This is a genomic window from Rhodococcus sp. WY5, assembly GCF_018588185.1.
Lineage (GTDB): Bacteria > Actinomycetota > Actinomycetes > Mycobacteriales > Mycobacteriaceae > Rhodococcus_F > Rhodococcus_F qingshengii.
Genome location: NZ_JAAMPR010000001.1, coordinates 3,935,282 through 3,951,059 on the forward strand (window position 1 = coordinate 3,935,282; position 15,778 = coordinate 3,951,059).

Genomic DNA, 15,778 nt, shown 5'->3' on the forward strand with positions numbered 1-15,778 from the left:
GAGTGGGACATTACCGAGGTGACGAGACGCATTCACACTTTTAGTACATATCGGGCACGCGAAACATGAGCGATACGTACGTGACATCGACTGGTGGGGCGGTGCATGCGCTTGCCGATTCTGGGTACGACTGCTTGAGAGGCGCGATCAGCCTCTTGCTTTCGCGCTGTTGATTCGGACGCGGCTACGCACTCGGCGGCCGCGGAGATCATGCGGGGCGGGGCGCTGTGAAACCCTTCGAGGTAAGTCGGACCGACCCTTCTGATGAGACGCTCTTTCCGCTCTCGGCCGCCCAACGGGCAACCTGGTTCGCTCAGCAATTCGATCCCGAAGTCCCGATTCTGATAGCGCACTACGTGGAGCTGCGCGGCGAGCTCGACGTCGAACTGCTGGATCGCGAAACGCGAGCGGTGGCATACGAGTTTCAATCTCCTTTGCTCAAAGTGATCGAGATCGACGGTCACCCGATGCAGTACGTGGATGAGAAGGCCGAAATCTCGGTCGGTTTGGTCGACTTCCGTGGGTCCCCCGATCCGATCGAGGATGCCCTCGGGTGGATGCGCCGAGATTGCCGGACGCAGCTCGACCTGGCAGTCGACGGAATCGTCGCGACCGCTGTGCTGCGCGTGGGTGACGCGCACTATCTGTGGTACAGCCGCATCCATCATGTTGCGCTCGACGGTTTCGGCGCCATGACCATGATGAACCGCATTGCGCATCGGTACTCGGCCTCGGCGGCGAGAAAGGACTCGCAGCCGAGTCGTGCCGCGACACTGCGCACGCTGTACGACATCGACGAGCGGTACAGAATGTCGGATCGATTCGCCGCCGACCGGGAGTACTGGGCTGAGCGCAATACCACCCTCGCTGGATCCAGCCTGGCGGAGGCTTCTGGGCCCGCGCAAACCGAGAGCCGACTCGAAAGCACACTGATCTCGGACCGAAGTTGTGCCCTTCTCTACGAATCCGAGAACCACGCTGCCCCGGTCATCGCTGCGCTCGCGTTGTACCTCGCGCGGATGACGGCGAAAGAGACTGTCCAGATTCATGTTCCGATGTCCGGACGGACTACGGCGGTGCTGCGGGACTCGGGCGGCATGATGGTGAACGTCACGCCACTGCTCATCCGTGTCGCAGCGGTCGACACCGTCGGTGAACTCTTCGCCCAGGTCCAGCATGAGCTCATGGGTGCATTGCGGCACCAGCGCTGCAGCCTCGACGACATCCGTCGGGACGCAGGCGTGACGAGCGGTCTGGAAGGCGAAGACTCATATGCCGGGCCCATGGTCAACGTCATGCTGTTTCGCCAGGAGGTGCAGTTGGGCGAGGTGGTTGGGGAGTATCACATCGTCACCTCCGGGCCGGTGGACGACCTTCTGGTCAACGTGTATCCGAGCGGCGACAGGCTGCGTGTCGACTTCCGGGCAAACCCGATCCGATACGAGGAGGCGGGTTTACGCGAGCACCACCGGAACTTTGTCGGCTTGCTGGAAGAGTTGATCGCGTCTGATTCCGGTGCCGAACTCGCAGACATTCACGGCCCGACGGCCCGAGAGGGCGAGCGACGACAACGCGAAGTCCGGCACCTCGAGTATTGGAGACATGAGCTCGCCGGGGCGCCCGAACTTTTGCAACTTCCCTTCGATCGACCCAGGCCTGCAACGCAATCGCTGGACAGTGCACAGGTTGAGGTCCTGATCGCCGCCGACACCCACGCGCGGATCACGGCGATGGCGAGTGATCTCGGGACGGACACTCGTGCGGTCTTACATGCGAGCTTTGCTCTCCTGGTGAGCCGGTTGTCCGGTGCTTCGGATGTTGTGATCGGTACGCCCGCGGGATCCGACGCGAACATCGTCGCCATCCGGAGTCGCGTCGATCTGGAGACGCCGTTCACGGCACTCTTGGGCAGTGCCGTCGAGGTCCGAAGTAATGCGCTGCCGCACAGTGGGATACGGCTCGAGCAGGTGGCGGAATCGCTCGAGGTGGAGGATGTACCTGCGTATGCGCCGGTGATACAGGTGACGTTCGAGTCCGTCGCCAGCGCTGACGAGCACCTTCCCGACCTCGGCCGCTTCGATCTCGGAGTGTCTGCAGTCGAGACTTTCGACGAGGTGGGTACGCCGTCCGGAATCACGGTGACGCTCGCGTTTGCCACCGACCTGTTCGACGCCGAGACGGTACGTGGCCTCGGTTTGCGGTTCGCGCGCGTCCTGGAATCCGTCACCACAGATCCGACAATGATGGTCGGCGACATCGATATCTTGTCCGACGACGAGCGATCCGCGATGCAGCCTGTACGCAGTGACCCTCGCGCTTCGCACCGCACCCTGGCCGATTTGTTCGACGGTGCGGCGCGCACACACCCCGACGGCGTGGCCCTGTCGTATCTCGATGCCGAGTTGACGTATCGAGAACTCGACGAGCGTTCGTCGAAGTTGGCCAGAGAATTGATCGACCGCGGCATCGGTCCGGAAAACAGTGTGGCGCTGGGTTTGACGCGTTCGATCGAATCGGTTGTCGCGATGTTGGCCGTGAGCAAAGCCGGCGCGGCATTCGTGCCGGTGGATCCGACCTATCCGGATGAACGTGTTCGCTTCATGCTGACCGATTCCGGCGCCGTACTGGGACTCACGGTCGTCGCGGAACTTCATCGCTTGCCGGATTCGGTTCCCTGGTCAGCGATCGACGACGCTGAGTTCCGTGGCCGACTTGCACGGTTGTCCGTGCGTTCCATCTCCGATGTCGATCGGGTGCGCCCGATCCGGCCCGACAATCTCGCATACGTGATCTACACGTCCGGGTCCACCGGACTCCCCAAGGGGGTGACGGTCTCGCATCGTGGACTGGAAGCGCTTGCTGCCGAACAGCGTTCGCGGTTCGGTGCGACCCAGGATGCGCGAACGTTGCACTTCTCGACCCCGAGTTTCGACGCCTCGATTTTCGAGTATCTTCTGGCTTTCGGTGCCGGAGCGACCATGGTGATTGCGCCGAGCACGATCTACGGCGGTGACGAGTTGTCTCGCTTCCTCGAATCCCAGCGTGTCACGCATGGTTTTGTCACTACTGCGGCGCTCGGAACAGTTTCTCCCGAGGGCCTTTCGGGCTTCGGCGACGTGGTGGTCGGTGGTGAGGCCTGCCCGCCGGATCTTGTGCAGCGGTGGGCTCCTGGTCGCCGGCTGTGCAATGCGTACGGGCCGACCGAGACCACCGTCATGTCGAACATCGGCGAGCCGATGGTGTCGTCGGAGAACATCACAGTGGGCGGTCCGCTCCGCGGTTTCGAGGAGATCGTGCTCGATCAGCGATTGCACCCCGTCCCCGACGGTGTTGTGGGCGAGCTGTACATCTCGGGAGACGCGCTCGCACGTGGATATCACCGAAAGTATGCGTTGACCGCAGAACGATTCGTGGCAGACCCCTTCGGCCTCCCCGGGCAGCGGATGTATCGAACGGGGGATTTGGTGCGGTGGCGCCGTGGCCGTGGACTCGAGTACGTCGGTCGTAGTGACTTCCAGGTGAAAGTTCGCGGATTTCGTATCGAACTCGGGGAAATCGACAGCGTCGTGCGGTCGTGTCCGCAGGTCGAGAATGCAGTCACCGTGGCGCGGGCGGCTCCCTCCGGGACAGCGATGATTACCACGTACGTCGTGCCTGCCGGCGGAAGTGCGCTCTCGACGGCCGAGCTGACGCGGTACGTCGCGAGCCGTGTTCCGTCGTACATGGTTCCTGCGGCATTTGTTCTACTCGACGAGTTGCCGGTAACTCCGGCGGGAAAGGTCGATCGCGCTGCGTTACCTGCACCTCGGCTCGATGCTCGGTCGGACGACTTTCGAACGCCCGAGGGCGCTGAGGAACTAGTGCTCGCCGAGATTTTTGCCGATGTTCTAGGTGTCGAGACGGTGGGTGCGGGTGACGACTTCTTCGATCTGGGCGGGAACTCACTGATTGCCACGAAGCTGATCGCTCGCGTAAATGCCGCTGAAGAAATCGATTTCGGGGTGCGGACTTTGTTCGAAGCACCGACTATCGAATCATTGGCCCGTCACGTGCGGGATGCGAAGTCATCCCGCGTTGATCGCACGCGTTCGAAGCGTCCAATCCTGCAGGCGCATTCGTACAGGGACAAGATTCCGGTGTCTGTGGCACAACGACGCCTGTGGTTCGTCAATCAGTTCGACACGTCGTCCCCGGCCTACAACATTCCGATGGTGGTCCGACTGTCAGGTGCCTTGGATGTCGCTGCGATGCAGCGCGCGGTGGGAGATGTTGTCGATCGGCATGAATCGCTCCGTACCGTCTACCCGGCGTCGGTCGACGGCCCCCATCAGGTAGTAGTGCCTTCGGAACGCGTGACGTCGAAGATCGCGTGGGAAGTATCCGTGGACGAGGAAGCCTTGGACAGGCGCATCGCCGATCTCGCTCGCGAGGGGTTCGACGTGAGCGCGAACGTGCCCCTGCGCGGCTCCCTTTTTCGGGTCACGCCGGACGATCATGTCCTTGCGCTGGTGGTTCACCATATTTCGGCGGACGGAGCATCCCTCGAGCCGCTGGCCCGCGACCTGACCCGCGCCTACGCGGCGCGGGCTGCGAAACGGGCACCGGACTGGTCGCCTTTGCCTGTGCAGTACGCCGACTACAGCCAATGGCAGATCGAACTGCTCGGCAGTGACGACGATCCGGACACGCTCGAGGCGAAGCAGTTGGACTACTGGACGTCCACCCTGGCCGGTCTACCTGACGTGATCGACCTTCCGCTGGATCGACCGAGACCGGCGGAACGATCCATGCGCGGTGAATCGGTCCGATTCTCGGTGCCCGCAGACGTGCACAGTGAACTCCTCGAACTCGCTCGGAATCACAACACGACACCGTTCATGGTGATGCACGCAGTGCTGGCGGTTCTGTTGGCACGGCTGAGCGCCTCGCCGGACATAGCGATCGGGACTCCGGTAGGAGGGCGCGCCGAGCAAGTCCTCGACGATCTGGTCGGGATGTTCGTCAACACGGTCGTCCTGCGAATCACCGTTGACACCGCCGCGACTTTCGAGGAGATCCTTTCACGAACTCGCGAAGTCGATCTGGCAGCGTTCGGACAAGCCGAGGTGCCGTTCGAGCGAGTCGTCGATGCAGTTGCGCCGGAGCGTTCGTCATCTCGCTCACCGCTCTTCCAGGTTCTGTTGGAATTCCAGAACACCGCAGATCCCCACCTCGAACTACCCGGACTGGGTGTCGATGTTGTTCCAGTCGACGTCGGTGTCGCCAAATTCGACTTGCAACTGTCGCTCACCGAGCAGCGTGGCAAAGACGGCCTCCCCATGGGTTTCGATGCCGCCTTCACCTATGCCTCCGATATCTTCGAGCGCACCACAGTCGCCGAGTTCGGCGAGCGTTTCGTCCGCCTCCTCCGGTCGGTCGTGTCGGATGGGTCTGTCCAGAAAACGGTGTAATTGATTGGTTTCTAACTACTTTCGTCCGGCAGACAGCCGTCCGTCGAACGTTATCTCGAAGGCATTCAGTGCTGCCTTCCATCGGTTGGACCAGCGCCTGCGGGCGGTGCCTTTGGGATCGAGGCTCATGATGGCCAGATACACGCATTTCAAGGCCGCGGCCTCGGTCGGAAAGTGTCCACGGGCCTTGACAGCCCTGCGGATTCGAGCGTTGACACTCTCGATGGCGTTGGTCGTGTAAATGACCTGCCGGATGGCGTTGTCGAATTGTAGGAACGGCACGAACTCAGCCCAGGCGTTAGTCCAGAGCCTGATGATCGCGGGATAGCGTTTCTCCCATTTGTCACTGAACTCTGCGAATCGGTCGAGCGCGGCCTGCTCCGACGGAGCCGTGTAGACGGGTTTGAGGTCCTTGGCGATCTCGGACCAGTCCTTGCGGGAGGCATAGGCGTAGGTGTTACGGAGAAGATGGACCACACAAGTCTGCACGATGGTCTGTGGCCACACTTGCTCGATCGAGTCGGGTAGATGCTTGAGACCATCGCACACGACGATCAGAACATCCTGCACACCACGGTTTTTCAGCTCGGACAACACCCGAAGCCAGTACTTCGCTCCCTCCCCGTCGCCGTGCTCACCGACCCACAATCCGAGGATGTCGCGGGTGCCGTCGACAGTCACCCCCATCGCGACGTAGATCGGCCGGTTAGCGACGTTGCCCTCGCGGATCTTGACGTGGATGCAGTCGATGAACAACACCGGGTACACAGGATCCAACGGCCGGTTCTGCCACTCGGCCATGCCTTCCATCACCCGCTCGGTGATCGTCGAGATCGTCTGCTTGGACACATCAGCTCCGTACACCTCGGCCAGGTGTGCAGCGATCTCACCGGTCGTCAAACCCTTGGCCGACAATGAGATCACCATGTCCTCCACGCCTGAGAGCCGACGCTGCCGCTTGGCCACGATCTTCGGCTCGAAGGAGGAATCCCGGTCACGGGGCACCTCGAGTTCGACCGGGCCGGCCTCGGTCAACACGTTCTTGGCTCGTCTGCCGTTGCGGGAGTTGCCGCTGCCCCTCCCTGCCGGGTCGCTCTTGCCGTATCCGAGGTGGTCGTCCATCTCGCCTTCGAGCGCGGACTCCACGACTAGCTTGGTCAGCTTCGACAGCAATCCACCATCTCCGGTCAACTGCAGCCCTTCGGCTCGCGCCTGCTCGACCAGCTCTTTGAGCCGCGCATCGCTGATACCCGGCTGAGCCGAGTTCGTCTCTGTCTCACGTTCAATCACGTCAGTCATAGTGGCGTATCTCCTTTCAGAGTTACACCGTTGTTCTTACAGTCCCTGTCGGATCCAACAGTGCCAGTAGGGGATACGGAAATTTTGGGCGTGCCCGAGCGTGGGTTGGTGGTGGGTGGTTGGGATGGTGTGGGGGTTGTGGTGGGGGGTTTGACGTTGGTGGATGTGTTGGATGGGCGGTTTGCTGGTGTGGGTGGTGGGGGGTTGGTGTGTGGTGGGGTGGTGTTGTCGTGGGGTGAGTTCGATGTTCGGGTGAATCGTTTTGCGCGGTTGTTGATTTCGTTGGGGGTGGGTCCGGAGTCGCGGGTGTGTGTGGCGTTGTCGCGGTCGGTGGAGTTGTTGGTGGCGGTGTTTGCGGTGGTGCGGGCTGGTGGGGTGTTTGTTCCGGTGGATGTGGGTGCGCCGGTGGAGCGGGTGGGGTTTGTGGTGGGTGTGGTGGATCCGGTGGTGGTGTTGTCGCGGGTTGGTGATGGTGGGTGTTTGCCGGTGGGGGTGGGGTTTGTTGATGTGGGTTGTGTTGATGTTTCGGGTTTTTCGGGTGGTCCGGTGGGGGTGGGGGATCGGTTGGGGGTGTTGTTGCCTGAGCATGCGGTGTATGTGATGTTCACGTCGGGGTCGACGGGTCGTCCGAAGGGGGTGGTGGTGTCGCATGCGGGGGTGGTGAATCGGTTGTTGTGGATGCAGGGGGAGTTTCCGTTGGGTGTGGGGGATGTGGTGTTGCAGAAGACGCCGGTGTCGTTCGATGTGTCGGTGTGGGAGTTGTTTTGGCCGTTGATGGTGGGTGCGCGGTTGGTGGTGGCGGATCCGGGTGGGCATCGTGATCCGGTGTATTTGGTGGGTGTGATCGAGCGGTGGGGGGTGTCGGTGGTGCATTTTGTGCCGTCGATGTTGGAGGTGTTCGTGGGGGAGTTGAGCGTGGGGGAGTTGGGGGTGGGGTGTTCGGGTTTGCGTCGGGTGTTTGTGTCGGGTGAGGGGTTGTCGTCGGTGTTGGCGGGGCGGTTTGCGGGGGTGTGTGGTGCGGAGTTGGTGAATTTGTACGGGCCGACGGAGGCGTCGGTGGATGTGACGTTTCATGTGGTGGAGGGTGTTGTGGGGGTGGGTGTTCCGATTGGTCGGCCGGTGTGGAATACGCGGGTGTTGGTGTTGGATTCGCGGTTGCGGCCGGTTCCGGTGGGTGTGGTGGGGGAGTTGTATGTGGGTGGGGTGCAGGTGGCTCGGGGGTATGAGGGTCGTGTGGATTTGACGGTGGGTCGGTTTGTGGCGGATCCGGTGTCGGGTGTGGTGGGTGCTCGGGTGTATCGGACGGGTGATGTGGTGCGGTGGGGGCGTGGTGGGGTGTTGGAGTTTGTGGGGCGCACGGATTTTCAGGTGAAGGTGCGGGGGCAGCGGGTGGAGTTGGGTGAGGTGGAGGCGGTGTTGGCTGCTCAGGTGGGGGTGGCTGGTGCGGTGGTGGTGTTGCGGTCGGGTGTGGGTGGGGATTTTTTGGTGGGGTTTGTGGTGGGTGAGGTGGGGGTGGTGGTCGATGAGGTGGTGGTGTTGGAGGGGGTGCGGAGGTCTCTTCCGGGGTTCATGGTGCCGTCGGTGGTGGTGGTGTTGGGGGAGTTTCCGGTGACGGTGCATGGGAAGTTGGACCGTAAAGCCCTCCCGGACGTCAACTTCGAACCTCAACCGCTGCAGTATGTTGCGCCACGAACGCCGGTCGAGGAGACGGTTGCCGCAATCTTCGATGATCTGCTGGGAACGTCGACGGTGGGCGTGAACGACGACTTTTTTGCCCTGGGTGGGAACTCTCTCAGTGCGGCCAGGCTGGTTGCGCGATTGAATTCTGTTCTCGGCGAACGGATCAACATTCGTGACGTCTTCGATGCTTCTACCGTTGCAGCGCTGGCTGAATTGGCGCAGTGTCGCGGAGGAGAGGGGGCCAAGCCGGCGTTGACGCCGCGGGGTATGACGACGGATATCCCACTTTCACCGGCGCAGGAGCGAATGTGGTTTGCGAATCAGTTCGCCCCCGAGTCCGCCGCCTACAACGTCGCGTGCGCGTTGAGGCTCGAAGGTGCAGTGAACGTGAGTGCGCTTCACGCTGCATTTGTCGACGTCGTCGAGCGGCACGAGTCCTTGCGCACTGTTTTTCCTCTCACTGACGACGGCCCGCGTCAAGTGATCATGTCCACCTCACAGGTGGTATCGGATCTTGCACCGATACTTGTGCAGGGAGAGGAAGAGCTGCGCGAGCGTAGCCGGCAGATCGCTTCGGATGGTTTCGACGTCACGCAGCAGGTCCCGATGCGCGCCACCTTGTTGCGGCGAGATGACCAGGTCCACTCGCATGTCCTGGTGATCGTGATTCACCACATCGCCGCCGACGGATTCTCGACGGTACCGCTGGCCCGAGATCTCATGAGCGCATACTCCTCCCGTGTGAACGGTAAGGCACCGCAGTGGGCGCCGCCCGGGATCCAGTATGCCGACTACGCGTTGTGGCAACGTGGTTGGTTGGGCTCGGAATCGGACTCTCGGTCTCTGATCTCGAAACAGCTCGGCTATTGGGCCGAGAATCTTGCGGGCGCACCTGAGGTTCTCGACATTCCGACCGATCGACCGCGCGGTGATGTGCGTTCGCTTCGACGCGGACGGATCAGGTTCGAGTTCGGTCCGAAGGTGCATGCCGGTGTGGTTGCCCTGTCGCGCAAACACAACGCCACGGTCTTCATGGTTGTGCACGCAGCCTTGGCAGTGCTGCTGGCGAGGCTCAGTGATGAGGACGACGTAGCCGTCGGAACTCCCATCGCCGGGCGTGGGGAGCGCGAACTCGACGACCTGGTGGGCATGTTCGTCAACACGTTGGTCTTGCGCACTGCAGTGGACCGCGGCGCAACTTTCGGAGACTTCCTCGACCAGGTCCGAAACGTAAATCTGAGCGCCTTCATTCACGCGGAGGTGCCGTTCGAAAGAGTCGTCGAGATCGTGAATCCTTCACGTTCGACGGCGTACTCGCCCCTGTTTCAAGTCATGTTGGAGTTCCAAGACATCGAACGGCCTGCACTCGAACTCCCCGACCTGCAGGTGACCGACGTGGGCGTCGAGATCGACACCATCAACTTCGATCTTCAGTTGACGGTGACGCGGAACGCCGGCGCAGCCGGCGAATACGACGGTCTTCGCGCCGAATTCGGATATGCCACAGATATTTTCGACGAGGAAACGGTAGCGGGCTTCGCCGACCGCCTGCAACGGATTCTCGAGCGCGTTATCACGTATCCGCAATCACGGATCGGAGATATCGAGATCCTCGACGCCTATGAGTCAGCCGAACTGGTACCCGTGCGAGGTGAGATTTCCGCCGCTGTTCAGACCCTTCCGGATTTGCTGACTGCAGCAACAGATATGGCGACCGCCCAGGATCCCGGCGCCATCGCGCTGGTGTTCGAGGAACGTGAAGTGACCTATCTCGAACTCGACGTGCGGTCGAACCGCTTGGCCCGCATGCTGATCGAATCCGGAGTGGGTCCCGAATCGGTGGTGGCGTTGTGTCTCCCACGCTCCATCGAGTCCGTTCTGGCGGTGTGGTCCATTGCCAAGACAGGTGCGGCATTCCTTCCCGTGGACCCGGGACATCCTGCTGCTCGTATCGAGCACATGCTGGGCGACTCCGGTGCAGGGTGGGGGATAACGTCTCGAGCTCACACCGCGGCATTGTCCGGCCTCGTGCCGTGGCTGGTCCTCGACGATGCCGGTTTCGAGGAACGGCTGCGGGCGTACTCGCCATCGAAAGTCACCGACGCGGATCGGAAGGCACCGATTCGCATCGACAATCCGGTCTATCTGATCTACACGTCGGGGTCGACAGGAACACCCAAGGGCGTGACGGTCACACATCGCGGGTTGAGCGACTTCGCGCTCCAGGAGCGTGAGACCTTCGCCGCCACGACCCGATCCAGAACTCTGCACTTCGCTTCGCCGAGTTTCGACGCGTCGGTTCTCGAGCTCGTGATGGCCGTTGGTGCTGGAGCCACGATGGTGATCGTGCCACCGACCGTCTACGGCGGGTCGGAACTGGCCGCGCTACTGGAGCGCGAGCGCGTCACCCATTGTTTTGTGACTCCGGCGGCCTTAACGTCCGTCGACCCAGACGGTCTCACCACTGTCGGTTGTGTCGTGACAGGTGGGGAAGCGTGTCCGCCGGAATTGGTGGCCCGCTGGGCGCCGGGCAGAAAGATGTTCAACGCCTACGGTCCTACCGAGGCAACTGTCGTGTCGAGCATCAGTGCGGCACTGGCTCCGAACGACCCGGTCACTATCGGCACACCTACTCGCGGATTCAGCGAGGTAGTGCTGGACTCGCGTCTGCGAGCGGTACCGGTAGGTGTCGCGGGGGAGTTGTATCTTGCCGGGCCGGCTCTCGCTCGCGGCTATCACCGGCGATACCCGTTGACCGCCACGCAGTTTGTCGCAGATCCCTTCGGTGCGCCGGGAACGCGGATCTATCGCACGGGCGATCGCGTGCGGTGGACGCCCGACCGACGGCTGGAGTATCTCGGGCGCACCGATGCCCAAGTCAAAGTCCGTGGGTTCCGCATCGAACTCGGGGAAGTCGAGGTGGCACTGCAGACGCACCCGCGCGTGGCCCAGGCGGTGACGGCCGTCTGGAACGGCGACGGCAGGGATCGGTTGATCGGCTACGTGGTTCCCGATCGCGGAGCGAGTGTCGATCCGCGAGACGTCCTCGCCCATGCAGGCAAGCGCCTGCCGTCGTACATGGTGCCGGCGGCGGTGGTGGTGCTCGACGCACTTCCGCTGACGGTTCACGGAAAACTCGACCGCGCAGCGCTTCCCACACCCGATTTCTCGTCCGCCGCCACACCCGACCGGCCACCGCGAACGGAAACCGAGAATCTTCTTGCCGCTCTGTTCGCGCAGGTTCTCGGTCTCGACGCGGTAGGAGTGCATGATTCGTTCTTCGAGCTCGGTGGCGACAGCATCATGTCCATCCAATTGGTGGCCCGCGCTCGCGATGCGGGTGTGATCATCTCACCCCGAGATGTTTTCGACCACAAATCCGTCGCCGCGCTTGCCGAGTCGGCGCACCTTGAGCAGGACAGGCCTGATGTACTCGCGGAGCTACCGGGATCCGCTGTCGGAACTGTTCCACTGAGCCCGGTGGCGCAGTGGATGCTCGACCGCAGCAGTGGCGGGCTGCGTGGCGGCGGAGTGAAACGGTTCTCCCAGGCGCTCTTGCTGACAGCTCCCGCTGATCTCACCCAGGACCTCCTTGTCCGTGGTCTCCAGGTGTTGCTGGACCGCCACGGAATGCTTCGAGCTCGCTTGGTTGAGAGTGACCGGGTCATGGAAGTCTTACCACCCGGCTCGATCTCGGCCGAAGGACTGATCCACCGCGTAGCTGTCGATTCGGTGGACGACGAAGGTTTCAGGGCCTTGGCGTCGGGAGAACTCGAGGCCGTGGCCGACAGCTTGGATCCCGCCACGGCTGACATGGTGCGCGTGATCTGGTTCGACCTGGCCGACAAACCTGACGTGTCGACCAGGCGGGGCCGACTACTTGTGGTGATTCATCACCTGGTTGTCGACGGCGTCTCGTGGCGCATTCTGGTCACCGACCTGGCGTCGGTGACAGCACAACTCCAGGCCGGTGTCACTCCCGGACTGCCACAGATCGGGACGTCGTTCCGGCGATGGGCGCATGGGCTTGTCGAGCACGTGGGCGACCGGAGCGTCGAACTGGACATGTGGAGAACGATCCTGGACGGCGATGACCCGTTGATCGGTTCGCGCCCACTCGATCCCACGATCGACGTCGACGACACGGTCGACACCGTTACAGTGGACATCTCGCCTTCGGCGACCAGGAACCTTCTCACCACGGTTCCTGCGGCATTCCACGCCGGCGTGAACGACGGACTCCTCACCGCTGTTGCGTTGGCCTCGATCGGGTGGCGACGGCGCCGCGGTATGGATACCGCTGCCGCCCTGATCACTCTTGAAGGACACGGCCGCGAGGAAGGGGTGGTTCCTGGCGCAGACCTCGGTCGCACCGTTGGTTGGTTCACCACGCTCTACCCGGTGCGCGTGGACCTCGGCGCAATCGACGTCGACGACGCACTGGCCGGTGGCGCCGACGCCGGGCGGGCCGTCAAAGCTGTCAAAGAGTACTTGCGTGCGATCCCCGATCATGGAATCGGATTCGGGATGTTGCGGTACCTGTCTGGCGAGAGCGACCCACTCGGCCGATTCCGTTCTCCTCAGATAAGTTTCAACTATCTGGGCCGGATCAGCTCCTCTGACGGAACACAGGACTGGCTGCCGGTGGAGGGCAATCGAAGGCTCGGCGGAACCCAGAACCCGTCCATGCCTGTGGCGTCCGTGATCGACATCAACGCGGCGGTTGAGGACCATGTCGACGGGCCCTGCCTGACAGCATCTTTCACCTTTCCCCGCGGAGTGCTCGACAGGTCTGACGTCGCGGAGTTCGCGGAACTGTGGCGTCGTGCGCTCGACGGACTCACCGTGCACGCGTCGCGACCTGATGCGGGCGGTCTGACGCCGTCGGACATTCCCCTGGTCTCGGTGGACCAACAACAGATCGAACGCTGGGAGAACGACTTCCCCGGATTGCACGATGTCTGGTCGGTGTCGCCCCTTCAGGCCGGGCTGATGTTCCATGCCTCACTGGCGGCCACGTCGACGGACGTCTACACAGCGCAGTTGTTCGTCGAGCTCGAAGGAGCGGTTGATTCCGAGCGTTTGCGCGGCGCTGCTGCCGGACTACTCGCAAACCACCCGAATCTGTGTGCAGCGTTCGTCTACGACGTACACGGCCTACCGGTGCAGTTGATTGTCGACGATGCCGTGATTCCCTGGACCGAGGTCGACCTGAGTGATCGCGGATCGGCAACCGACACAGATCTGGAGCGCCGCCTCGCCGAGGATCGCAGTGCACCCTTCGACCTCGCTTCGCCGCCACTGCTTCGGCTGACGTTGCTGCGAACCTCGCCGACGAGGTGTGTGTTGGTGGTGACGAACCATCACATCGTTCTCGACGGTTGGTCGATGCCGTTGCTGGTTCGCGAACTGTTGATGCGATACGCGGACGACAGTCTCTCGGTCGAGGGGGCCCCGGCCGATCTTCCCGAGACTCCGTCGTACCGCACCTATCTGGAATGGTTGATGCACCGCGATATGGAGACCTCGCTCGCGGCGTGGGAGGACGCCTTGGAAGGCGTCGACGAGCCGACGTTGTTGGCGCCTTCGACGCCGATCGCGGAGCAGCTGGTGCCCGAAGAGGTTGCCGTCGATCTACCCGATTCGGTGCGCGACGGACTCGGTGCGCTGGTCCAACGGAGCGGGATCACGATGAACACGGTGATCCAGGCGGCGTGGGGTGTCCTACTGTCTCGGATGCTTTCCCGTGACGACGTAGTCTTCGGCGTCACGGTTTCAGGCCGCTCACCCGAGTTGTCTGGTGTGGAAAACATGATGGGGCTGCTGATCAACACGTTGCCTGTCCGAGTGCAACTGGATCCGGACGAGACGTGTACGCAGCTGCTCGCTCGACTGCAAAGCGAGCAGACAGCTCTGCTCGATCATCACTATGTCGGACTCGGCGCGATTCAATCTGTCGTAGGGACAGGCAATTTGTTCGACACACTGTCGGTCTTCGAGTCGTATCCGATCGATACCGGGTCTGTCCAGAAAACGGTGTAATTGATTGGTTTCTAACTACTTTCGTCCGGCAGACAGCCGTCCGTCGAACGTTATCTCGAAGGCATTCAGTGCTGCCTTCCATCGGTTGGACCAGCGCCTGCGGGCGGTGCCTTTGGGATCGAGGCTCATGATGGCCAGATACACGCATTTCAAGGCCGCGGCCTCGGTCGGAAAGTGTCCACGGGCCTTGACAGCCCTGCGGATTCGAGCGTTGACACTCTCGATGGCGTTGGTCGTGTAAATGACCTGCCGGATGGCGTTGTCGAATTGTAGGAACGGCACGAACTCAGCCCAGGCGTTAGTCCAGAGCCTGATGATCGCGGGATAGCGTTTCTCCCATTTGTCACTGAACTCTGCGAATCGGTCGAGCGCGGCCTGCTCCGACGGAGCCGTGTAGACGGGTTTGAGGTCCTTGGCGATCTCGGACCAGTCCTTGCGGGAGGCATAGGCGTAGGTGTTACGGAGAAGATGGACCACACAAGTCTGCACGATGGTCTGTGGCCACACTTGCTCGATCGAGTCGGGTAGATGCTTGAGACCATCGCACACGACGATCAGAACATCCTGCACACCACGGTTTTTCAGCTCGGACAACACCCGAAGCCAGTACTTCGCTCCCTCCCCGTCGCCGTGCTCACCGACCCACAATCCGAGGATGTCGCGGGTGCCGTCGACAGTCACCCCCATCGCGACGTAGATCGGCCGGTTAGCGACGTTGCCCTCGCGGATCTTGACGTGGATGCAGTCGATGAACAACACCGGGTACACAGGATCCAACGGCCGGTTCTGCCACTCGGCCATGCCTTCCATCACCCGCTCGGTGATCGTCGAGATCGTCTGCTTGGACACATCAGCTCCGTACACCTCGGCCAGGTGTGCAGCGATCTCACCGGTCGTCAAACCCTTGGCCGACAATGAGATCACCATGTCCTCCACGCCTGAGAGCCGACGCTGCCGCTTGGCCACGATCTTCGGCTCGAAGGAGGAATCCCGGTCACGGGGCACCTCGAGTTCGACCGGGCCGGCCTCGGTCAACACGTTCTTGGCTCGTCTGCCGTTGCGGGAGTTGCCGCTGCCCCTCCCTGCCGGGTCGCTCTTGCCGTATCCGAGGTGGTCGTCCATCTCGCCTTCGAGCGCGGACTCCACGACTAGCTTGGTCAGCTTCGACAGCAATCCACCATCTCCGGTCAACTGCAGCCCTTCGGCTCGCGCCTGCTCGACCAGCTCTTTGAGCCGCGCATCGCTGATACCCGGCTGAGCCGAGTTCGTCTCTGTCTCACGTTCAATCACGTCAGTCATAGTGGCGT

4 protein-coding genes are annotated in these 15,778 nt (G+C 62.1%); 2 read left to right on the top strand and 2 right to left on the bottom strand.

What is annotated here, in order from left to right; all coding sequences use genetic code 11:
* The first annotated feature begins 227 nt into the window (after window positions 1–227).
* Window positions 228–5,450, top strand: coding sequence for a non-ribosomal peptide synthetase (locus G4D79_RS35265; RefSeq protein ID WP_308252593.1), 5,223 nt, complete (start codon window positions 228–230; stop codon window positions 5,448–5,450).
* 15 nt (window positions 5,451–5,465) lie between these two features.
* Here G4D79_RS35265 and G4D79_RS18375 read toward each other — a convergent pair whose 3' ends face one another.
* Window positions 5,466–6,749, bottom strand: a complete 1,284-nt coding sequence (locus G4D79_RS18375; RefSeq protein ID WP_075832375.1) for an IS256 family transposase — start codon at window positions 6,747–6,749, stop codon at window positions 5,466–5,468.
* A 60-nt stretch (window positions 6,750–6,809) separates the two neighbouring features.
* Here G4D79_RS18375 and G4D79_RS18380 point away from each other — a divergent pair, with 60 nt between their 5' ends.
* A complete protein-coding gene (locus G4D79_RS18380; protein WP_214514282.1) occupies window positions 6,810–14,471 on the top strand; it encodes a non-ribosomal peptide synthetase in 7,662 nt (2,553 codons plus the stop codon).
* Window positions 14,472–14,486: 15 nt separating this feature from the next.
* Here the strand turns inward: G4D79_RS18380 and G4D79_RS18385 are convergent, their stop codons facing one another.
* Window positions 14,487–15,770, bottom strand: coding sequence for an IS256 family transposase (locus G4D79_RS18385; protein ID WP_075832375.1), 1,284 nt, complete (start codon window positions 15,768–15,770; stop codon window positions 14,487–14,489).
* Window positions 15,771–15,778: the final 8 nt, after the last annotated feature.